At 58.5% G+C, this 21,824-nt stretch carries 24 protein-coding genes; 13 read left to right on the top strand and 11 right to left on the bottom strand.

From position 1 onward, the window contains the following. Complete coding sequence (locus tag ACTG4B_RS09155) at positions 1-561, top strand: F0F1 ATP synthase subunit B (RefSeq protein WP_439155394.1); 561 nt, start codon at positions 1-3, stop codon at positions 559-561. 181 nt (positions 562-742) lie between these two features. Next, positions 743-1,438: a lysostaphin resistance A-like protein gene (locus ACTG4B_RS09150; RefSeq protein WP_439155393.1), complete on the top strand. Its 696-nt coding sequence runs from the start codon at positions 743-745 to the stop codon at positions 1,436-1,438. Positions 1,439-1,447: 9 nt separating this feature from the next. On the opposite strand, the gene ACTG4B_RS09145 is transcribed toward ACTG4B_RS09150, so the two are convergent. From ACTG4B_RS09145 to ACTG4B_RS09135, 3 genes are all read right to left on the bottom strand, one after another. After that, the gene (locus tag ACTG4B_RS09145) at positions 1,448-2,215 is read right to left on the bottom strand and encodes an FCD domain-containing protein (RefSeq protein ID WP_439155392.1); all 768 of its coding nucleotides are present in this window, start codon (positions 2,213-2,215) and stop codon (positions 1,448-1,450) included. 110 nt (positions 2,216-2,325) lie between these two features. Then, entirely contained in the window at positions 2,326-2,985 is a 660-nt protein-coding gene (locus tag ACTG4B_RS09140) for an OmpA family protein (protein WP_439155391.1), read from the bottom strand. A gap of 115 nt (positions 2,986-3,100) precedes the next feature. Further along, the gene (locus ACTG4B_RS09135; RefSeq protein WP_439155390.1) at positions 3,101-3,949 is read right to left on the bottom strand and encodes a methylated-DNA--[protein]-cysteine S-methyltransferase; all 849 of its coding nucleotides are present in this window, start codon (positions 3,947-3,949) and stop codon (positions 3,101-3,103) included. A 94-nt stretch (positions 3,950-4,043) separates the two neighbouring features. Between ACTG4B_RS09135 and nth the strand changes: the two genes are divergently transcribed. Together nth and ACTG4B_RS09125 are read left to right on the top strand one after the other, a co-directional pair. Then, entirely contained in the window at positions 4,044-4,688 is a 645-nt protein-coding gene (gene nth, locus ACTG4B_RS09130; protein ID WP_439155402.1) for an endonuclease III, read from the top strand. Then, the gene (locus ACTG4B_RS09125) at positions 4,685-5,677 is read left to right on the top strand and encodes an adenosine kinase (RefSeq protein ID WP_439155389.1); all 993 of its coding nucleotides are present in this window, start codon (positions 4,685-4,687) and stop codon (positions 5,675-5,677) included. Before nth ends, ACTG4B_RS09125 begins: the two co-directional genes overlap by 4 nt. Here the strand turns inward: ACTG4B_RS09125 and ACTG4B_RS09120 are convergent. Beyond that, the gene (locus ACTG4B_RS09120; RefSeq protein WP_439155388.1) at positions 5,655-6,362 is read right to left on the bottom strand and encodes a hypothetical protein; all 708 of its coding nucleotides are present in this window, start codon (positions 6,360-6,362) and stop codon (positions 5,655-5,657) included. The genes ACTG4B_RS09125 and ACTG4B_RS09120 overlap by 23 nt on opposite strands. Before the next feature lie 315 nt (positions 6,363-6,677). Then, complete coding sequence (locus ACTG4B_RS09115; protein ID WP_439155387.1) at positions 6,678-7,496, bottom strand: sulfotransferase family protein; 819 nt, start codon at positions 7,494-7,496, stop codon at positions 6,678-6,680. A gap of 142 nt (positions 7,497-7,638) precedes the next feature. Here ACTG4B_RS09115 and ACTG4B_RS09110 point away from each other — a divergent pair, with 142 nt between their 5' ends. After that, entirely contained in the window at positions 7,639-9,216 is a 1,578-nt protein-coding gene (locus tag ACTG4B_RS09110; RefSeq protein ID WP_439155386.1) for a DUF5928 domain-containing protein, read from the top strand. Between the two features lie 8 nt (positions 9,217-9,224). Then, a complete protein-coding gene (locus tag ACTG4B_RS09105) occupies positions 9,225-9,587 on the top strand; it encodes an HIT domain-containing protein (protein ID WP_439155385.1) in 363 nt (120 codons plus the stop codon). Between the two features lie 58 nt (positions 9,588-9,645). On the opposite strand, the gene ACTG4B_RS09100 is transcribed toward ACTG4B_RS09105, so the two are convergent. Beyond that, entirely contained in the window at positions 9,646-10,575 is a 930-nt protein-coding gene (locus ACTG4B_RS09100; RefSeq protein ID WP_439155384.1) for an ABC transporter ATP-binding protein, read from the bottom strand. Positions 10,576-10,662: 87 nt separating this feature from the next. Here ACTG4B_RS09100 and ACTG4B_RS09095 point away from each other — a divergent pair, with 87 nt between their 5' ends. The 3 genes from ACTG4B_RS09095 to ACTG4B_RS09085 are packed head-to-tail and all read left to right on the top strand — an operon-like array spanning position 10,663 to position 14,095. After that, positions 10,663-10,842 carry a zinc-finger domain-containing protein gene (locus tag ACTG4B_RS09095; RefSeq protein ID WP_439155383.1) on the top strand — a complete coding sequence of 60 codons (180 nt, stop codon included), beginning with the start codon at positions 10,663-10,665 and terminating at the stop codon, positions 10,840-10,842. 59 nt (positions 10,843-10,901) lie between these two features. Continuing rightward, on the top strand, positions 10,902-13,718 hold the full coding sequence (polA, locus tag ACTG4B_RS09090) for a DNA polymerase I (protein WP_439155382.1): 2,817 nt from the start codon (positions 10,902-10,904) through the stop codon (positions 13,716-13,718). 17 nt (positions 13,719-13,735) lie between these two features. Then, entirely contained in the window at positions 13,736-14,095 is a 360-nt protein-coding gene (locus ACTG4B_RS09085; protein WP_439155381.1) for a hypothetical protein, read from the top strand. 236 nt (positions 14,096-14,331) lie between these two features. Here ACTG4B_RS09085 and ACTG4B_RS09080 read toward each other — a convergent pair whose 3' ends face one another. The 5 genes from ACTG4B_RS09080 to ACTG4B_RS09060 form a co-directional block, all read right to left on the bottom strand. Then, positions 14,332-14,799, bottom strand: a complete 468-nt coding sequence (locus tag ACTG4B_RS09080) for an Hsp20 family protein (RefSeq protein WP_439155380.1) — start codon at positions 14,797-14,799, stop codon at positions 14,332-14,334. Positions 14,800-14,948: 149 nt separating this feature from the next. Continuing rightward, complete coding sequence (locus tag ACTG4B_RS09075) at positions 14,949-15,758, bottom strand: trypsin-like serine peptidase (RefSeq protein WP_439155379.1); 810 nt, start codon at positions 15,756-15,758, stop codon at positions 14,949-14,951. Positions 15,759-15,814: 56 nt separating this feature from the next. Then, positions 15,815-17,134, bottom strand: a complete 1,320-nt coding sequence (gene glcF, locus ACTG4B_RS09070; protein WP_439155378.1) for a glycolate oxidase subunit GlcF — start codon at positions 17,132-17,134, stop codon at positions 15,815-15,817. After that, the gene (gene glcE, locus ACTG4B_RS09065) at positions 17,134-18,213 is read right to left on the bottom strand and encodes a glycolate oxidase subunit GlcE (RefSeq protein WP_439155377.1); all 1,080 of its coding nucleotides are present in this window, start codon (positions 18,211-18,213) and stop codon (positions 17,134-17,136) included. Before glcE ends, glcF begins: the two co-directional genes overlap by 1 nt. Before the next feature lie 62 nt (positions 18,214-18,275). Next, on the bottom strand, positions 18,276-19,709 hold the full coding sequence (locus ACTG4B_RS09060; RefSeq protein ID WP_439155376.1) for an FAD-linked oxidase C-terminal domain-containing protein: 1,434 nt from the start codon (positions 19,707-19,709) through the stop codon (positions 18,276-18,278). A 91-nt stretch (positions 19,710-19,800) separates the two neighbouring features. Here ACTG4B_RS09060 and ACTG4B_RS09055 point away from each other — a divergent pair, with 91 nt between their 5' ends. The 4 genes from ACTG4B_RS09055 to ACTG4B_RS09040 all read left to right on the top strand — a co-directional run bounded on the left by ACTG4B_RS09055 (position 19,801) and on the right by ACTG4B_RS09040 (position 21,819). Further along, positions 19,801-20,499, top strand: coding sequence for a DUF599 domain-containing protein (locus ACTG4B_RS09055; protein ID WP_439155375.1), 699 nt, complete (start codon positions 19,801-19,803; stop codon positions 20,497-20,499). Further along, positions 20,496-20,834, top strand: a complete 339-nt coding sequence (locus ACTG4B_RS09050) for a hypothetical protein (RefSeq protein WP_439155374.1) — start codon at positions 20,496-20,498, stop codon at positions 20,832-20,834. Before ACTG4B_RS09055 ends, ACTG4B_RS09050 begins: the two co-directional genes overlap by 4 nt. Positions 20,835-20,930: 96 nt before the next feature. Continuing rightward, on the top strand, positions 20,931-21,221 hold the full coding sequence (locus tag ACTG4B_RS09045; protein ID WP_439155373.1) for a hypothetical protein: 291 nt from the start codon (positions 20,931-20,933) through the stop codon (positions 21,219-21,221). 85 nt (positions 21,222-21,306) lie between these two features. After that, positions 21,307-21,819: a hypothetical protein gene (locus ACTG4B_RS09040; protein WP_439155372.1), complete on the top strand. Its 513-nt coding sequence runs from the start codon at positions 21,307-21,309 to the stop codon at positions 21,817-21,819. The last annotated feature ends 5 nt before the right edge of the window (positions 21,820-21,824 follow it).

Genomic DNA, 21,824 nt, shown 5'->3' with positions numbered 1-21,824 from the left:
ATGAGATTTCTGGTCACACCCCTGTTTCTGGCTTTGACAGCCAGCCCCGCGCTTGCCGCTGGCAAGACGTTTGTTTCGCTGGGCAATACCGACTTTGTCGTTCTTGTCGCCTTTCTGATTTTCGTTGGCATCCTTGTTTACTACAAGGTGCCTGGCCTTGTTGGTGGCATGTTGGATAAACGTGCCGACGGTATCACCGCCGAGTTGGCCGAAGCACGCGCCCTGCGTGACGAGGCGCAAGCGTTGCTGTCGTCGTACGAGCGCAAGCAAAAAGAAGTTCAGGCACAGGCCGATCGCATCGTTGCAACGGCCAAGGACGAAGCAAATCAGGCGGCAGAAGCTGCCAAAGCCGATATTGCCAAATCAATCACACGCCGTCTGGCTGCAGCAGAAGAACAGATCGCCAGCGCCCAGAGCGCCGCAATCAAAGAGGTGCGCGATCAGGCTGTCACCGTTGCTGTTGCCGCTGCAAAGGATGTGATTGCCAAGCAAATGGACGCAAAAGCGGCTGGTGCGCTGATCGACGATTCAATCGCGGCGGTTGGTGAAAAACTGCACTAAGACGCTCGGCATCACGCCCGCTCCTTGTTTACAAAAGCCCGTCGCCCACAAGGTGGCGGGCTTTTGCGTTGACATGCGGGGTTGATATGTTCCTTGCTGGGGCGGGGCATTTTAAAAGGTTCGTCCGATAATACCCAGCTTTTCAAAATCAGGTCTTGGGCGTGCTCTTTGGGCGGTCCTGTTGTATTTTGTCATCCTTGGCACGGGCATGGCCTATCTGCACGCGACATCGGACAACGCGAATGGCAACGCCGGGGTGATCATGAGTCTTGTTTGGGTGCAGGGCGTGCTTTGCGCCTTGTGTATCTATTTCATTGTGACCGGATGCGGTTGGGCCGGTTCCGGTTTCGGACGATTGCGCTGGTCAGCATTGATCTGGCTTTCGCCGGCAATCATCGTGCTGATCACCATGTGGGCAGGCTTGCTGCCCGATCTGCTCTCGCAGCCGCTGTCACCCATTCAATCGCAGACATTGATGTGGCTTGCCCTGACCACAGCAATGATCGGTTTTTCAGAAGAGGCGATGTTTCGCGGCATCCTGTTGCGCGGTGCGATGACAGTCTTGTCGGTGCCCCAGGCAATGATACTGAGCGCCACGGCATTTGCCCTGTTGCATATGGTCAGCGGGCTAGGCGGCGAGCCGTTGCACAACGGGTTGCAGCAACTTGGGTTTGCTTTTCTGGTCGGGCTCGCGCTGGCACCAGTCGCGTTGCGCCTGGGGTCGCTTTGGCCATTGGTCATCTGGCACGGGTTGTGGGATATGGCGGTGTTTGCCAGTGATGCATGGGGTGTCCTGCATCATTTTGCCCTGCCCGGCATGTTCATACAGGTCCTTGTGGGCCTATGGCTGTGGCGCGCGCCTTTTCAGGACCGTTAGAACGGGTGTTCAACGCCCTGCGACATGTTCAAAACGCTTCTGCGCAAAAAACTCGTTCTGGTCTGATTTCTGCTGATCGAACAGCGATGTTTCAACATAGTTCAAATGTGCGGCGATCGCAGCACGGGCCCCCGCCGGGTCGCGCGCCTGAAGCGCCGTATTGATTGCACGATGCTGATCCAGCAAGGTATCGCGGGTTGTGCGCTGCCTGAACATGACCTGCCGATTATAAAAGACACCCTCGCGCAGCAGTTCATACATCGACCGCATCATATGCAGCATGATGATATTATGGCTGGCTTCGATGATGGACAGGTGGAAATCCGCGTCCAACCGCGCCTCTTCTGCCGGATTGCGTTTCTGGTGCGCGGTTTCCATTTTCATGAAAACGGCATCAATCACCTTGAGGTCGGTATCGCTGCCCAGCCGCGCGGCGCGCTCTGCCGCCAAGCCTTCCATGTCGCGGCGAAAGCTGATGTAGTCGAACACAGCTTCGTCATGGCTCGCAAATAGCGTGACCAGCGCGGGTGCAAAGGCCGAGCCCAACACATCGGCCACATAGACACCGGCCCCCGCCTTGGTCATCAAAAGCCCACGATCCTGCAAATCTGCCAGCGCTTCGCGCAGAGAGGGCCGCGACACGCCCATCCGTTCGCTCAATTCCCGTTCAGGGGGTAAACGCTCGCCTGGACGCAGGATGCCCCGCAAGATCAGGCTTTCGATCTGGCGCACGACACCATGCGACAGTTTTTCTTGCTGTATCCTCTCAAACGGCATGTTTCCCCCCACGGCATTGGTAAGAACATATGACCGGTTTGAGCCGTTAACAACAAAAAACAGAGGGGCCGCAATTGTGCGGCCCCTCTGTTCTGGTCCGGGTATCAGGATCAGCTGTTCGGCGTGATGATAATTTCGACCCGCCGGTTGGCCTGACGGCCCTGGGCGTTCAGGTTGCTTGCAATCGGCTGGTCTTCACCGCGTCCGATCGACCGGATCCGCGAAGGCGCGACGCCACTGTTGATCAGGACAGACGATACCGCCTGCGCGCGGCGTTGCGACAGATCAAGGTTATAGGATGCATCCCCCACATTGTCGGTGTGCCCGATGACGTTGACAGTGGTGTTGGGGTATTTGTTCAGCGATTGCGCGACGATGGCAAGCTCGTTGCGGGACACGCCGGACACCGCGGTGCTGTCAGTAGCGAACAGCAGATCCTGTGACAGCACAACAACAAGGTTCCGCCCGTTGTTGGACACGCCCACGTCATTGCGCAGCGCGCGGCGCAGTTCTTCGGCCTGCTTGTCCAGATTGTTGCCAATGGCGGCCCCGGCACCGGCACCCAGTGCTGCACCCAACAGGGCGGACCGGTTCCGGTCGCGGTTGCTGCCGTCATTGTTCGCCAGGGCACCGATCACGGCACCGCCAAGCGCACCGATCGCCGCACCTTGTTGCAGGTTCTGGTTCTGGTTCGGGCCGGTGTCGTCGCAGGCTGCAACGAAAGTCAGCGATGCCGCTGCTAGCACCAGGGGGAATTTCGAAATCATCATTGTCTGTCTTCCATGTTGAAAGGGTGCGCCAAGCGCACCGGTGTATGTCACACTTATGCCGACTTCGCCGATGATATCCAATAACGATGATGCAACCGGCAGTGTTTTGCCGGTCTTACTGCACCTGTTCTGCCGCGTCTGCGCGTGCGCCTTCCCAGGCCAGCATGGCGCGTTTGACAGGCAGCCCCCAATGATACCCCCCCAAAGCACCCGATTTGCGCAGCGCCCGGTGGCAGGGAATCAACCAGCTGACCGGGTTGCGCCCGACGGCCGTGCCGACCGCGCGCACGGCTTTGGGGTTACCGATTGCCTGTGCGATTTCAGAATATGTGGTGACATGACCTGATGGGATTGTCAGCAGCGCCTCCCATACTTTCAACTGGAAAGGCGCCCCGATCATATGCAACTGCGTTTCGCCTGTCATCCCAAGTGCTGCCACTGCCCATTGCCTTAGAAATTCGGGGTCTTCGACGAATTGCGCCTTGGGCCACCGTGATGTCAGGTCTGTCGTTGCGGCCTCTTTGCCCGCCTCGGCGGCAAAGGCCAGGCCGCAAATGCCGCGTGTAGTGCCCATAACCAGCGCTGGCCCGAAAAGGCTGTCGAACCAGCCTTGGTAAATCGTCAGACCGGCCCCACCCCGCGCGTATGCGCCGGGGCTCATCGCCTCCCACCGCACGAATAGGTCATGCAGGCGGCCGCTGCCCGAAAGACCGACCTCGTGGGCGGTGTCCAGCGTGGTAAAGCGGTCGCGCAGCAGCGCCTTGGCGTGGCCCAGCGTCAGGTATTGCTGATAGCGCTTGGGCGACACGCCGACCCAATTGGAAAACAGCCGCTGGAAATGCGCCGGGCTCATGTTGAGCGCGGCAGCCAGATCGGCCAGTGGAAGTGGCTGATCGCCTGCCGCGTCAATCGCATCAATCGCGCGGCGCATGACGTGGTAATGATATGTTTCGGTTTGATCCATGAGCGACAAACTAGGGGCATGATGCGCGCCTGACGACCCGAAAATTGCGCAACCGGCACTTGCCCCTTTTCACCTGCAAGGGCATACCGTTGTGATGGCAAGACAGCTTGATTATCATACCATCCATGCGATCTTTGAACGGTTCCAGCAGGCTGAACCCGAACCAAAGGGCGAGCTGGAACACACCAACGCCTATACGCTGCTGGTGGCTGTGGCGCTGTCGGCGCAAGCCACCGATGTGGGCGTGAACAAGGCGACACGCGCGTTGTTTCAGATCGCCGACGCACCGCAGAAAATGCTCGCACTCGGGCTGGACGGGCTGACCGAGCATATCAAGACAATCGGCCTGTTCCGGCAAAAGGCCAGGAACGTCATCAAGATGAGCCGGATTCTGGTTGATACGTATGACGGTCAGGTGCCCTGTTCACGCGCCGCCCTGCAATCACTGCCCGGTGTGGGGCGCAAAACCGCCAATGTCGTGCTCAACATGTGGTGGCACTACCCCGCGCAGGCGGTGGACACGCATATCTTTCGTTTTGGCAACCGAAGTGGTGTCGCCACCGGCAAGACCGTCGATGCGGTCGAACGCGCAATCGAAGACCACGTTCCGGTGACATTTCAACAGCACGCGCATCACTGGATGATCCTGCATGGCCGCTATACCTGCCTGGCCCGCAAACCCAAATGCGCGGCCTGTATGGTTCGCGACTTGTGTCAATTTGAGGAAAAAACAATATGAAAAAATATCAGGTTGTGGGCATTGGCAATGCAATGGTTGATGTGCTGGCGCGGGCCGAGGATGCCTTTCTGGAACAGGCCGGAATCGGCAAGGGTATCATGCAGCTGATCGACATGGACCGCGCGGTATCGCTGTATGCCTCTGTCGGCCCGGCCAAGGAAATCAGCGGCGGTTCGGCGGCCAACACGATTGCGGGCATCGCGCATCTGGGCGGGCGGACGGCCTATGTCGGCAAGGTCAAGGATGACCAGCTGGGTGCGATCTTTGCCCACGACCTGCGCGCGCAGGGGGCCGATTACAGCACCACCATGGCCCCCAGAACCGAAGTGTCCGAAACCGGACGCTGCATCGTTATTGTCACGCCGGACGGCGAGCGGTCGATGAACACCTATCTGGGCGTGACTGAATTTCTGTCACCTGATGATATCGACATGGCACAGATGGCGCAGGCTGAATGGATCTACCTGGAAGGCTACCGCTTTGACGGTCCGGACAGCCACGCCGCCTTTGCCAAGGCGATCGCAGCCTGCAAAGGGGCAGGCGGGCGCGTATCAATCACCTTGTCCGACCCGTTTTGCATCGATCGGCACCGCGATGCCTTTCGCGACATGATCCGCGAGCATGTCGATCTGCTATTCTGCAATCGTGCCGAAATCCTGTCGATGTATCAGACGGACAGTTTCGACAGCGCACTGGACAGGGCCGCCTCAGAGGTGCCGATCGTCGCCTGCACCGACAGTGAAAATGGCGTGCATATCCGTGCAGAAGGGCGGCGCTGGCATGTGCCAGCGGTGCCGACACAGATCGTGGATGCAACAGGGGCGGGTGATTTGTTCGCGGGGGCTTTTCTGTGGGGGCTGACACAGGGATACGATCTGGAAACCTGCGGCCAAATGGGCAATCTTGCCGCCTCAGAGGTGATCAGCCATATCGGCGCACGGCCAGAGTCCGACCTCAAGGTGCTGTTCAATTCTCGTGGATTGACCTGAGCCACAACGCATCCAGTGCATCAACAGCAACCGCGGCAAAACGCCCCTCTTCCTTCCAGTATTTACCCGACGGAACAAAGTATCCAAGCCGCGCTTCCTCGGCCAAAGCGGCGGTGACATGCGCGGCATTGACTGGCACCGGTTTGGCCGCTTCAACCGTATCTGACGTTGCGCGTGGGAAAATCAGGCGGCTTTGGTCCCGGGATAGGTTCACCATGGCGCAATCTTGCGCTGCCGCAATGGCCATCAGCCGGGCTGATTTCGCCTCAAGCGACCGCAGGCTGATATCGGCACGCAGCGGATCGGCAGTGCCTACGCCGTAAAAATGGGTTTGGCTGGCGGAAGGATACACCATGTCGCACCCAAGTACGGCGATCACCTTGGGCTTTAAGACTGCCAAGGCCCAGTATGACGCCGTAAACGCCATCGTGCCGCCGGCATAGACAAATCCCCCCAGACTATTTTGCACAGGCACATAGTCGGCTGCCGTGATCACTGACTGGTCATGGCCCAGATCAACCGGCTGCCGCGCAGCGGGAAAGTCATCGGGGTGAATCAGATAATCCCAGTCAGGACGGACCGCCCAGGCATTGTTGATGGTCACGATGCGATCAAATGGCGCCCGGGGCCAGTCGCGACAGGTGACCACATTGGGACCGCTGCCCAGAATCAAGACAATCGACACGTAGAGTTCCTTGCTGTTGCTGGCATGCAAGTAACGCACGCAGGGTGCAGGTCGAGCGCACCACACAGTTTTATGCCTCCGGCGGGGATATTTTTTCTCCGAAGAAGCCATGACATGTTGAAGGGCTGCCAAGCCGTTAGTCGCCAGGCGCAGGGGCAAGGCAGCCGCTTCTTCGTCGGCGGTCATCGGCATCCCTGCCTGTACCGCTTGGTCAGAATCGCACAAAGCCACTAATTTTAAGTAAATATTGGTTTCTTCCGAGTGAAAATATCCTCGGGGGTGAGGCGCAACGCGCCGAGGGGGCAGACAGCCCCCTTATTGTCCCAGTTTCGCATGCACTTCATCCAGATCAATCTCACCCATGGGCATCTTGTTGGACGGGTTGGCGAAATCGTATTTGAACAGGTTGAAATCCTTCTTATAGATTTCATACACAAGATGCATCGACAGATCGTCAAAGTAATCGGCGACCGGATGCAACCGCTTGGGCCCATGTCCTTCGCTTTCGTTAAAGCGTGGAATCGTGGCCAGTTCCACGGTATGAGGCGTTTCAATCGCATTCAGTACATCTTGCATGCCATCGTTGAACGCTTCGGTCCAAAAAATCTTGTCATATCGCCCGCCATTCATGATGTAGGTCGAGATATGGCCGGCCATGGCGGACCAGTGGATGTCGGGCTCCATCGGTCGGCGCCAGCGGATCGTATCACGCGCAAACAGCAAGAACCGGCGAAATGATTTAATCTGATCGAATTCGAAACCGGTCTCCGGATCACCGACTTCGATGCCGTATTTCTGGATCAGCAGCGGCACCAGATTGCCGCGATAGCGTTTACCATTACGCTGAATGCCGCAGATCTTGTCAAAGAACGACGACAGAATGCGCGTGTATGGGTTGCGCACACAGGTAAATGCATAGCTGTGATGGGAAATGACGTTTTGCGCGATCAGCGGTTGGCTTTCAGGCATGGCCCATTTGTGGATGCCGGATTTGGCATCGTGAATATCCCCGTCAAAAAACACGCCATGGTCTGAGAAATACATGATCTGCCCGATGGTCGAGCAGGCGCATTTTGGCACCACGCGATAGACGAGGCTTTGGCTTGTCGTCATCCACGTCCCGGGAAAACTCATGGCTCTTGTCTCCACTGTCAAAATTCAGTCATGGTATTATCTGATATCGCGCCCAAAAAGCAAAGAAACCCTGTTTATTCAATGGCTTTTCACGTTATGACAGCGAAATCGATACGACAGACGCGGGACCTTGGCACCTAACATGGCCAGAATTGCCTTTATTCTGCTTTGCCACAAGAACCCTGATGCCATCGTGCAACAGGCCGAACAACTGACGGCGGCAGGCGATTATATTGCGATACATTTCGATGCATCTGCAACCACAGCTGATTTTCATCGGATCAAGGCTGCGTTGGCAGACAACCCCAATGTAGTTTTTGCCAAGCGCCGGATCAAATGCGGCTGGGGCGAATGGAGCCTTGTACAGGCGACGCTGTATGCGATCGAGGCCGCCGTCGAGACCTTTCCGCGGGCCAGCCATTTTTACATGGTGTCGGGGGATTGCATGGCGATCAAATCGGCGGCCTTTGCGCATCAGTTTCTGGACGGCACCGATTGTGACTACATCGAATCCCACGACTATTTTCAAAGCAACTGGATCAAGACGGGATTTCGCGAAGAGCGCCTGATCTACCGACACTTTTTCAACGAACGCACCCAGAAGCGGCTATTCTACAAAAGCCTTGCGGTGCAGCAAAGACTGGGTTTGACCCGTGGGATTCCTGCTGACCTGCAAATCATGATCGGAAGTCAGTGGTGGTGCCTGCGCCGTGCCACGATCGAAGCGATCCTCGTGTTTCTGGCCGGGCGGCGGGATGTGGTGCGGTTTTTCAAGACAACCTGGATCCCCGATGAAACATTCTTTCAAACGCTGGTCCGCCATCTTGTGCCCGGTCAGGATATCCGGAACCGCACGCTGACTTTTCTGATGTTCACCGATTACGGGATGCCGGTGACATTCTATAATGATCATTATGACCTACTGGTCTGCCAGGACGGGCTGTTTGCGCGCAAGATCAGCGTTGACGCGCACGCCTTGCGTGACCGTCTGGGCAGCCTTTACGCCAGTGACCGGACGGATTTTACCAGATCGGACGCAGGACGGAACCTGTTTGGCTTTCTGACGGGAAAAGGCCGCGAGGGGCGTCGGTTTGCGCCCCGGCTATGGGAAAGTAAGGCGACCCTTGGGCGGGACCGTGAATTGCTGATTGTGGTCTGCAAGAAATGGCATGTGGCCAAGCGCCTTGTGCGGGCCATTCGTGAAAATACCGATGTTCCCGCCGTCGGCTATCTGTTCAACGAGGTTGCGACAGGGCTTCCTGATCTGGGTGGGATTGAAAAGACGGTTGAAAAGAGATCACGCCATCGGCGGGCCGTGTTGCGGATGATATTTGATGCCTTCGGGCGAGATCGCCTGGTGATCTGTCTGGACCCGGCCAGTCTTGATCTGATGCGTGATTTCTTTGCCGATCGGTCCATAACCCGCCTGCTCGAGATCGACTGCACGTTTGATAATGATTATCTTGTCGGCCACGCGCGCCGTCTTGGTCTTGTCGGACAAGATACCTCGGCCGAGACCATCGCAAAGTTGTTGCCGACGATCCGTGACGATATTATCCACGACCGTGACCGCCTGCGTGACGCAGGGTTCACCAACGTGTCTTTAATGCGCCAGAGTGCGGGACTTGATGAAAATGCTGCCGCCCTTGTCCATTTCCTTGGGGTCGGGGATGATGTGGCGCGGACACTGGCACAGACCCCCCATCTTTTTGTTGACTGAGGTGCATCATGCAATTCGACTATGACGACCAGAATATCTTTGCCAGGATCCTGCGCGGCGAAATTCCCAACAAAACAGTATACGAGAATGACCATGCGCTGGCATTTCACGATATTGAGCCACAGGCACCCGTGCATGTGCTGGTGATTCCAAAGGGGGCTTATGTGAGCCTTGATCATTTTGCGCGCGATGCGACGCCTGACGAACAAGCGGGGTTCATGCAGGCCGTGGCCGAAGTGTGCCGCCTGACGGATGTCGATCAAGGGTTTCGTGCGATCGCGAACACCCGTGCCCATGGCGTGCAGGATGTGCCGCATTTCCACATGCATATCATTGGTGGCAGGCAATTGGGCCGCATGTTGCAGGGGTGATCAAATTTCGCGAAATTTGATTGCCTCCGGCGGGGATATTTTCACTCTGAAGAAGCGATCAGCGGCTTGAGGTGAGCGACAGGAATACGTCTTCGAGGTCGCTTTGCCTTGTTGTGACATCCTTGATTGTGATCCCTGCATCGCGCACGATCGACAGGATCGCATCTGCGGGAGTGCTGCCGCTTTGGTAGGTGAACGCCAGCGTGCCGTCATCGCGTTTTTGACCGGTAATGTTTTCGGGCAGATCGGGTAAGGCCGCCGGCTTTTCGGGGGTGATCACCAAGGTCTTGCTGTCCAGCCGTCCCAGCAGATTGGCGGTGCTGTCACGGATGACGACCTCGCCGTGATTGATAATGGCGATATCGTCGCACATCTGTTCGGCCTCTTCGAGGTAATGCGTTGTCAGGATGATCGTCATGCCATCGTCATTGAGCTTGCGGACGTTCTGCCACAGCATATTGCGCAATTCGATATCGACGCCTGCGGTAGGTTCGTCCAGCACCAGAATTTGCGGCGAATGCACCAGTGCCTTGCCCAGCAAGAGCCTGCGGCGCATGCCCCCAGACAGCGACCGGGAATAGGCGTCGGCCTTATCGGTCAACCCGATCATCTCGAGGATTTCCGCGGTCTTGCGTTGCGCCTTGGGCACGCCGTATAGCCCGGCCTGCACATCAAGCGAGCCTTCGGGTGTGAAAAACGGGTCAAGATGCGGTTCCTGTGGCATGATCCCGATGGCCGCGCGCGATTGGCGCGGGTTCACATCCTGATCGAATCCCCAGATTTTCACCGTGCCGGCGGATTTGACGACCAAACCGGCCAGAATGTTGATCAGTGTGGATTTTCCGGCACCATTGGGGCCCAGCAGCCCAAAGATTGACCCGCGTGGAATGTTCAGGTCAATGCCTTTCAACGCCTCTTTGGCGGGGCTGCGCCCGGTGGCGGCATAAGTCTTTTTCAGCCCTGAAATTTCTATCGCGTTGTCGGTCATGCCGGTCTTTCCCCTTGCCCGCGCCTGCGGTATGTTTCCCCTCATCTAAGGCGGGCTGTGCCCCGCGACAACCAGACAGGACATTTCATGACCACACCCGCCCCCGAGACCCGCATTGTGAATGAATGGCGCGTGGCCTGTGATGGCGGCGAAGGTGCGCTGGGCCATCCGCGTGTCTGGCTGCAAATCCCGCGCGAAAAGGGCTGGGTCGAATGCCCCTATTGCGACGCCAAACTGATCCACAAGGATTTTGAAGGCAAAGTCTGATCTGGCAGAACCTGGCTGATGGTGGCAAACCTGACGCGAACCGCGCGAGAGGAACGACCATGACGACCAAATTCGGCAAGGGCTGTCACCTGCATCTGATCGACGGATCGGCGTTTATATTTCGCGCCTATCATGCGCTGCCGCCGCTGACCCGCAAATCTGACGGGTTGCCCATCGGGGCCGTCAGCGGTTTTGTGAACATGCTGCAACGCTATATCGACGGAAATAACGGGGACGACGCCGCGACCCATGTGGCCGTGATTTTTGATAAGGGCAGCCATACGTTTCGCAACGACATGTATGATCAATACAAGGCCAACCGCGAGGCGATGCCCGAGGATCTGCGCCCGCAGATACCCCTGACCCGCGATGCCACCCGCGCATTCAACATTGCCTGTGAAGAAATCGAAGGGTTCGAGGCGGACGATATCATCGCGACGCTTGCCCATCATGCGCGGGATGCGGGGGGGCGCGTGACCATCGTGTCATCGGACAAGGATCTGATGCAGCTTGTCGGTGACGGGGTCGAAATGCTGGACCCGATGAAGAACAAACGCATCGACCGCGACGGTGTGATGGAGAAATTCGGCGTGCCGCCCGACCGTGTTGTCGATGTACAGGCACTGGCGGGGGATTCGGTTGACAACGTGCCGGGCGCGCCTGGGATCGGGATCAAGACCGCGGCCCTGCTGATCAATGAATACGGTGATCTGGAAACGTTGCTGGACCGCGCGGAAGAGATCAAGCAGCCCAAGCGCCGCGAAACGCTGATTGGTCACCGCGATCAGATCGAACTGTCGAAAAAACTGGTGCAACTGGATTGTGATATGGCGCTGCCCTTTGGTCTGGATGATCTGGAGGTCAGGGAACCCGATATCGACAAACTGATGGCATTCCTGACCGAAATGGAATTCCGCACGGCGAGCAAGCGCATTGCAGACAAGCTGGGCGTGGACGCCCCGGTGATCGAGGTCGCCAGCCCCCCTGCGCAAGACGTTGCAGCGCCAGAGGCCGTGGGGTTCGACGCGGATGCCTATGAATGTGTGTCGGACGCGGCCGCCTTGCAGGTCTGGATCGACCGGATACATGAACGCGGCTATGTCGCCGTGGACACCGAAACCACCGGGCTGAATGAAATGATCGCCGATCTGGTCGGGATTTCGCTGTCAGTCGAACCGGGTCAGGCGTGCTACATTCCACTGACGCACAAGGCGGCATCGTCGGATGATCTGTTCGGGTCCGATGATGTGGCTGCGGGGCAGATGGATTTTGATCTTTGCCTGAAAATGCTCAAACCCGTGCTGGAAGACGCCAGTGTTCTGAAAATCGGTCAGAACATGAAATATGACGCCAAGATTTTTGCGCGCGTGGGTATCAACATTGCGCCGATCGACGACACGATGCTGTTGTCCTATGCGATGCATGCGGGGCTGCATGGGCATGGAATGGACACGCTGTCGGAACGCTATCTGGGCCACACACCGATCCCGATCAAGCCACTGCTGGGGTCGGGGAAATCGGCGATTACGTTTGATCGGGTGCCGATTGCGGATGCGGTGAAATACGCCGCCGAAGATGCCGATATCACGCTGCGCCTGTGGCAGATGCTGAAACCGCAATTGCATGTGAACCGGGTCACGACCGTCTATGAAACGCTGGAACGCCCGCTGGTGCCGGTGCTGGCGCAGATGGAAATGGCGGGCATCAAGGTGGATCGCGATACGCTAAGCCGGATGTCGAATGCCTTTGCCCAGAAAATGGCCGGGCTTGAGAACGAGATCTACGAACTTGCGGGCCGGAAGTTCAACGTCGGGTCGCCCAAACAATTGGGCGAGATCCTGTTCGACGAATTGAGCCTTGCAATGCCTGATGGCAAGAAACCGTCGACCGGCAAGACGGGGGCCTATTCCACCGGCGCTGACGTGCTGGAAGATCTGGCGACCATCCACGACCTGCCACGCCGGATTCTGGACTGGCGGCAACTGTCCAAGCTGAAATCGACCTATACTGATGCCCTGCAGGACCACATCAACCCTGACACGGGGCGGGTGCATACATCCTATTCCATCGCCGGGGCAAACACAGGGCGGCTGGCGTCGACCGATCCGAACTTGCAGAATATTCCCGTGCGGTCAGAGGAAGGCCGCCGCATCCGCGAGGCGTTTGTGGCAGAGGATGGCAAGGTGATTGTCAGCCTTGATTATTCCCAGATCGAACTGCGCATTCTGGCGCATATTGCTGATATCGACGCCCTGAAACAGGCCTTTCTGGATGGCATCGACATTCACGCGATGACCGCATCAGAGATGTTCGATGTGCCGCTTGAAGATATGACCCCGGAAATTCGCCGGCAGGCCAAGGCGATCAACTTTGGTGTGATTTACGGGATCTCGGGCTTTGGCCTTGCGCGTAATCTGCGCATTCCACGCTCGGACGCGCAGGGGTTCATCGACCGCTATTTCGAACGGTTCCCCGGCATCCGCAAATACATGGATGACACTGTCGCATTCGCCAAGGAACACGGCTATGTCCAGACGCTGTTCGGACGCAAAATCAACACGCCCGAGATCACTGCCAAAGGCCCGCATGCCGGCTTTGCCAAGCGTGCTGCGATCAATGCACCCATTCAGGGCACGGCGGCTGACGTCATCCGCCGCGCGATGATCCGGATGCCAGACGCAATTAGTGGCTTGCCGGCCAAAATGCTGCTACAAGTGCATGACGAACTAATATTCGAGGTTGACGCAGGCGCGGCGGAAAATTTGATTGTTGTCGCGCGTGACGTGATGGAGCAGGCCAGCGATCCGGCGGTCAAATTGGATGTAAAACTGGCCGTGGATGCAGGAAGGGGCGCCAACTGGGCCGAGGCGCATTAATTGGTAAAGGATAGTTTATGTTACGTATGTCAGTGCTTCTGTGGTGTTTGTTGGCGGGAAGCAGCTTTGCGCAAGCTCCAAAATTTCTATCTTCCGACGGGACATTGTTCGAATTTGCGCAGAATAAACACGGTGTCGTGTTGACCGCTGTCGAACAAGGCCAGGAATTACTGGTTGATCCGGTCTTATCGGCCCCGATCAAGAAATCCGGCGATGCTATCTATCTTGGGCGGGGGTGCGATGCGTATAGCCCAAAACTGGGCGATGGGCGCTGGCTGGCAACAGATGGTGGTTTCCTGGTTCGGTTTGGCGCGGCGACACTCGCGTTTCCGGGTCAGCAGATTGATGTTGGAACCGGTGACCGCTGCCGCCGCTAAGGCGTTGACTCGCGACATCTCGGTCAACTGGTGAACCTCGTCTGCTGTTCGCGCGAGGGATTGAAAGCCACTGCAAGACGACCTGATCACGTTCTTGCCAAGAAACACCCCGCGTCACCTATCAGGGGGACGCGGGGTTACTTTTCTCTGAATTCGGTGCAGATACCGTGTTTCGCGTGCGCGCGCCGCGCACGCGAAACCCAAACCGTTTCACCCAGAGAATGTCGCGAAGCGACCTAGTTCACAGACTTTGCCTCGACAAGGTTCGCGTCCTTGCGTTTGGCCGATGTGATCGCGATGCGGCGGGGCTTCAGCGCTTCGGGGACTTCGCGGACAAGGTCGATGTGCAACATCCCGTTTTCATGGCTGGCCTCCGTCACGCGCACATGATCGGCCAGATGGAACCGGCGCTCAAAGGCGCGGGTCGCTATACCGCGATGCAGATAGGTGTGGTCGCTGTCGTCTTCGGCCTTGCGGGCAGTGACATGCAGGGACCGGTCCTTGACCTCGATCGCAAGGTCGTCATCGGAAAATCCGGCCACGGCAATGGAAATACGCCACGCATCGTCAGCAGTTTTTTCGATGTTGTAGGGAGGGTAAGTGTTCTGGCCAACGTCGCTGGCAAGTGCGCGATCCATCAGATCGGCGATCTGGTCAAAACCAACGGTGGCACGATAAAGCGGTGTAAGGTCGAAATTTCGCATGTCTGGTCATCCTTCATCAAGCGATAACAGTTCTCTGGCCTTCCCGTCCGGGACAGGCCCCTATGCGCGGGACCCATATCAGGCATCCCGCAAACATTAAGTAAGCAGGGGTTACATGGGTTTCAAGAACTGCAAGATGACGGCGCCTGCTAGTCTGCGCTGATAAATTTCGCGCCTGTGTCATTGCGTTGACCGATGCTGATCATCCGCTGCGATCCACCGGGGCGCGCCGGCCCCATGCTGGCAAAATGCGCCAAAAGCGCCGTGAGCGGCTGCTCTAATGAGGTGCCGAGCGCCACTTTTTGCCCGTCCACCTGCGCCATCGCCGACACGACAGAGGCGATGCGCGTTTGCCCGTCACGTTCCATAAAGACAGGCGCGCCGCTGGATCCGTATTCCACATCGCATGTCATCACGATCACGCCGGTCCGGCGCCCCAACACGCTGCAAACCTCTTGCAGGCTCGGTGCGGATTCGCGCCCCCTACCATAGGACACGACACCAACCTTGTCGCCTGTCAAAGGTCGCTGAGCAATCAGATAGGGTTGTATGCGTGTGGTTCTGATCGGGCGGTCAAGTTCCAGCACGGCGATATCCATCGCCACTGATGCCGGATCTGTGGCGTCACCGTTATGTCTGTAATCCGGGTGGCCAACTGTGCGCGAAATGCCGCGCGTGGCCTCGGCCCGCCCGTCGCGCAGCCCGGCCCGGAACGTGAAACGATCAGGCGCAATCAGGCTGCCGTCGGTGTCGTAAAGACAATGCGCCGCCGTCAGGATCAGCCGGTCGCGGATCAGGGCTGCGGTGCAGAACCCCTTGTTTGCGATATCAAGCCTTCCCACGGCCTCCCAACCGGTGCTCTCTTGTCGGGTCTGCAATGTGACAAGCCCGGTTTCCTGTGCCGTGCTGCCAAGGGTGCTTGCCACAAGAAACACCGCAGAAATCAAAAACTGTCGCATGATCAGGTACCGTCCTTGCCATCAGCATGCGCGACAGTTGAGGCAGGATTATGACCTTATCGCAGGATTGGCACCTGTGGTGCGCGCTTGCCGGGCGCGGTCAGGGCAGGGGGTTGCGGCCCGCCCGTGGCCCAGTCCAGCAATTCGACCGTATGCACGATGGGCACATCCGTGCCGCCGCCGATCTGCATCATGCAACCGATGTTGCCTGCAGCGATGATATCGGGTGTCAGCGCCTCCAGCGTCGCGACCTTGCGGGTCTTGAGCTGTTTTGAAATCTCGGGCTGCATCAGGTTATAGGTGCCCGCCGATCCGCAGCACAGGTGGCTGTCGGCCGGTTCCAGCACGGTAAATCCTGCACGTTTCAGCAAATCCTTGGGAAAGGTCTTGATCTTTTGGCCATGTTGCAGCGAACAGGCGGCGTGATAGGCCACTTTGGTGCCCTTGTCGGCCCCTTCGGGCAGGTCCAGCTTCATCAGCACCTCGGACACGTCCATCGCGATGGCCGACACCCGTGCGGCATCCGCCGCCAGCGGATCATTGCGGAACATATGCCCGTAATCCTTGACCGTGGTGCCGCAGCCGGATGTGTTGATCACAATCGCATCCAACCCGCCCTTGTCGATCTCGCGCACCCAGGCGCGGATGTTCCTGGCGGCGGTTGCATGGCTTTCGGTTTCCTTGCCCATATGATGGGTCAGCGCACCACAGCATCCGGCCCCTTCGGCCACGACAACCTCTGCCCCCAGACGGGTCAGCAGGCGGATCGTGGCGTCGTTGATATCGGTGTTCAGCGCGCGCTGTGCGCAACCGGTCATCAGTGCGACGCGCATCTTTTTTTCAGTCGCAGCAAAGGTCTGCGGATCGTCATTGCGGCTGACCGGCGGGATCGTCCGGGGTGCCATTTCCAGCATCGCACGCAGCCGGGCATCCGGCATCAGCCGGGCAAAAGGCCGCCCGATCTTGGCCCCCAGCAACGCCAGCCGGAACCGCGTCGGATAAGGAAGGATGCGCGCCAGCACCCAGCGCAGGGCACGGTCGGACCACGGGCGATCATAGTTCTTTTCGATATAGGCGCGCGCATGATCGACCAGATGCATGTAATGCACACCCGACGGGCAGGTCGTCATGCAGGCCAGACAAGACAGGCAGCGGTCGATATGCTTGACCGTCTTTTCATCCGGTATGCGTTCATTTTCCAGCATGTCCTTGATCAGGTATATCCGGCCACGTGGGCTGTCCAATTCGTCGCCCAGCACCTGATAGGTGGGGCAGGTTGCGGTGCAGAACCCGCAATGCACACAAGCGCGCAGGATTTCATTGGCGCGGGCGGTGCCCGGATCGGTCAACTGTTCAGGTGTAAATGTTGTCTGCATCAGGCCATGATCCCCGGGTTAAGAATACTGCGCGGGTCAAACTTGTGCCGAAGCCCCGCCGAAATTGCCGCCAGTGGTGCCGGCTCGGGCTGAAATGTCGGCGCATCGGCAGCGCCACGAACCAACGTGGCATGGCCGCTGAAATCACCCATCCGAGCACGCAAGTCGCCACCATCGGTCAGGGCCCATATCAGCCCGCCGCCCCAGTCGTATTGCACGGCCTTCGCGCCCATCCGCCCTGCAAGTCCAGCAGCATCGGATGGCTTCACCGAAATCCGCCAGACGTCTCCGGGCTGGTCGGCAAAGGCCGTCACATCGCGGATCGCAGCCCAATCGGTCTCGCCCTGCTCTGCGCGGCCAAACGGGGCCAGCACGGCCTCAAGCGCCTCGGCGCGGTAGGCCACGGAACTGTCAAAGCCTTCCAGGCGGAACCGGGTCTTGCCCGCTGCCGGATCATGGGCAACGCCCGTCACCTCGAAAGGCGAGCCTAGCGCCGCCGACATTGCGGCAATTGCCGCCACATCGTCCAAACCGTCCAGTGTCAGGGTGGTTTGCGCCGCGACATCGGGCAGGACCTTCATTGACACCTCGGTCAGCACGCCCAGTGTGCCGTAGGCACCGGTCATCAGCCGCACAAGATCATAGCCGGTGACATTCTTCATCACGCGACCACCGTTCTTGATGATATTGCCCGCCCCGTCAACGAACCGCACACCCAGCATGAAGTCGCGGCACGCACCCACGGCAATGCGGCGCGGGCCGGATACATTGGCCGCCACAACGCCCCCAATCGTTGGCGTGCCTGTCGTGCCCAGCAGCGCACGATGATCCATCGGCTCGAACGCCAGCCGCTGGTTTTCGGCGGCAAGGGCGGTTTCGATCTCGGCCAGGGGTGTGCCCGCCCGCGCCACGATGGTCAGCGCACCGGGTTCATATAGCGTGATCCCCGCCATCCCCGCAGTGCTCAACACCTGCCCGGTGCTGCGCCCGACGGGCCGCGTGCCTCCCCCGACAATCCGCAACGGATCGTCTGTCTCCCTGATCATCTGCGCAAGCGTATCTTCTGTATCTGGCGTCATCATCGCTTCTTCCGAGTCTAAATATCCTGGGGGGAGGGCGCAGCCCGGGGGGCAAAGCCCCCTTAAGCGGCACGTCGCGTTTGAGAGGACGCCAGCGGGAACACCTTGGCGGGGTTCAGCAGCCACTTGGGATCAAAAACATCCTTCACGGCCATCTGCGCCTCAAGATCGGCAGAGGCGAACTGCACGTTCATCAGGTCGCGCTTTTCGATGCCAACGCCATGTTCGCCGGTCAGGCATCCGCCCACCTCGACACATAGCTTCAGGATTTCAGCGCCAAATTCTTCACACAGCTCCAGATCGCCCGGCTTGTTGGCGTCGAACAGGATCAACGGGTGCATGTTGCCGTCGCCCGCGTGGAAAACATTGCCGACGTTCAGCCCGAATTCCTGCGACATCTCGCCGATGCGCTTCAGCACAAATGGAAGGGATGACACCGGGATCGTGCCGTCAAGGCACATGTAGTCATTGATCTGGCCCATCGCGCCAAAGGCCGATTTGCGGCCCAGCCAGATGCGGCCTGCCTCATCGGCATCCTTGGCCTCGCGCAACTCAACAGGGTTATGCTGGCGCGCGATATCCATGATCAACGAAAGCTGGTGGTCAATCTCTGCGTCTGATCCTTCGACCTCGACGATCAGCAGCGCCTCGCACATAGGATAGCCCGCGTGCGCGAAATTTTCCGTCGCTTCGATACAGGGGCGGTCCATGAATTCGATAGCGACGGGCAGAACACCGGCCTTGATGATGTCGGTCACAACCTGACCGGCCACTTCGGAACTGTCGTATCCCATCAGCACGGGCCGCGCGCCTTCGGGCTTTGGCAGGATGCGCAGGGTCGCTTCGGTCACGACGCCAAGTTGACCTTCGGATCCGCAGATCACCCCCAGCAGGTCCAGCCCGCCGGCATCCATGTGCGCGCCGCCGATTTCGACCACCGTGCCATCCATCAGGACCATCGTGACCCCCAGCAGGTTATTTGTCGTCACCCCATATTTCAGACAATGTGCCCCGCCCGAATTCATCGCGATATTGCCCGCGATGGCGCAGGCCAACTGGCTGGAGGGATCAGGGGCATAGAAAAATCCGTCCTGTTCCACCGCGCCGGTCACCGACAGATTCGTGCGTCCGGTCTGCACGCGAATATACCGATCATCGTAATGCGTTTCGATCACCCCGTTCATCCGCGCAACGCCAAGAATCACGCAATCCGCCGTGGGCAGCGCCCCGCCGGCAAGCGAGGTGCCCGATCCGCGCGGCACGACCGGCACGTCCATTTCATGGCAAATGCGCAAAACAGCGGCAACTTCATCGGTGTCAGAGGGTAGAACCGCGCACATGGGCGGGCAGCGATAGGCGGTCAGCCCGTCACATTCATAGGCTTTCGTTTCGGCAACATCTGAAATCACGGCCTCCTGTGGCAAGACCTGCAATAGCCGGGCGACAACCTGGTCCTTGCGTGACAGCACAGCGGTGCTTGGGGCCGGCATTTCCATCTGATGTCTCCCTGAAAGCTGTTATTGGTAAAAATATATGACCAATTTTGTGATATGGCAAGTCTGTTGAACACCGCGTAAATAGCAGGGCATGACATTGATGGAATACACGACACTGTTTGGTCTGCTTGATTGGGTCGCCTTGGCGCTGATGCTGGTGGCCTGGTTCGGAATCGGCTGGTGGATCGAGCACCCCGCCGCGCGCTGGCCATCCGTCACCATGCTGATCGCAGAACGCCGACGCGAATGGATGCGTGTCTTTGTCACCCGCGACCCACGTATATTCGACAGCCAGATCCTGGCCAGCCTGCGGCAGGGCACGTCTTTTTTCGCCTCGACCTGTCTGTTGGCGATCGGTGGTGTATTGGCGCTGGTGGGCAATACCGACCCGCTGCGCGGTGTTGCAGCAGAAGTCAGCAGCACACAGGTGCCGGTTCTGGTCTGGCAGATCAAGCTGGGCCTTGTGGCGTTGTTTCTGACAAATGCCTTTCTGAAATTTGTCTGGGCCAATCGGGTCTTTGGATATTGCGCGGTGCTGATGGCGTCTGTCCCGAATGATCCGACCGATCCGGCGGCGTATCCGCGTGCAGCACAGGCGGGTGAATTGAACGTGCGGGCCGCGATGAATTTCAACCGCGGGCTACGGGCGATTTATTTTGCACTGGGCGCACTGGCGTGGCTGTTGGGGGCGGTGGCACTGATCGTGGCGACCCTGATCGTCATCTGGACAGTCTGGTCACGCGAATTTGCATCCGCACCGCGGACAATTCTGTTACAAGACGAGCGATGAAACATGCATTGGCCTTTTTCCTGCTGGCATCCCCGGTCCTGGCCGACCCTGCGCAGGTTCTGTCCGTCGTTGTCTCTGGCGACCGCTTTGATGTGACGCTTCTGCATCCTGACAGCGGCTGGGATCATTATACAGACGGATGGGAGGTGCTGGATACTGACGGCAATCGTCTGGGGTTCCGCGAACTGTTTCATCCGCACGTCAACGAACAACCGTTCACCCGGTCGCAATCCGGCATCACGGTGCCAGCGGGTGCGACCGTGGTTCATGTGCGCGCGCGGTGCAATATCGATGGCTGGTCCGACACTGTGTTCGAGGTCCGTCTGCCGCAATGATGTGACCTGCCGGGTGGTTGATCAGGATCAATCAGACATGCCTGTCAGGTGGCACCCTTTCCTTGTTGATTCCGCGCAAGGCAAAGGAGAACCGACATGAAGCTGATACCGGTCATGATGGTAGGTGCTGCCATTACGGCCGTGGCAGGCAGTCTTGCCGCGCAGGACAATGACCGGGACAGATCGCGCGGCCAGTTGCAGAAGTGCGGTAACCTGAGCGTATCAGACTGTGCAGAGCTTTTCTGGGTCCGCGAGCGACTACGCGATTGCACCGCGATCGCACCTGAAGACTGTGCCGTGCTGATGCGGGCGCGGGATACACTCGAGGCCTGTGCGGATGACCGGACTCATGACCGAAGCCGCGATTGCAATCCCCTCACGAACTGAAAGACCACAACAAAGGTCGCCGGTGGCTGCCACGCGATGTTCGCAAGGCCGTTGGCCACGTCCGTTTTCAAATTGGAGTTACGATATGTTTACACAATATGGAATACGCCGATTCATGCTGGCTGCGTTGCTTGTCACGGCGGCCGCCGGCGGTGCTGCCGTTCATGCGCAAGAGGCATCGGATGACGATGATGACATGATGCCGGTGACCCCCTTTGGTTTTGGGCCCGGTATCGGGGGAATGGCATTGATGTCCTACCCTGTTGACGTTGATGGTGACGGACTTGTCACCGCGGCAGAGGCATCCCGGCACGCGGCAATCTCCTTTGCGCTGTTCGACGTCGACGGCGATGACGCCCTGACCGAGGATGAGTTTATCGACAGCGCCTTTGTCGCAATGCCCATGGGGCGGCGTGGCACCGAACGGCTGTTCGTCAATCGGCGGGCGCGATTTGCCGCATTGGACGCGAATGGTGATGGCACCGTGACCCGCGCCGAGTTCATCAACCAGGCGCGCACGGCCTATGATGCGGCGGATGCCGATGGCGACGCTGCCGTGACCGTGTGGGAATTTCGGGCACAGCGAAACCCGTTCTGAAGCAG

It is taken from the genome of Yoonia sp., assembly GCF_965660735.1.
In the GTDB taxonomy this organism is placed as follows: Bacteria; Pseudomonadota; Alphaproteobacteria; order Rhodobacterales; family Rhodobacteraceae; genus Yoonia.
The sequence above is the reverse complement of the archived record's forward strand: the minus strand, read 5'-3'. Positions and strand labels throughout refer to the sequence as shown.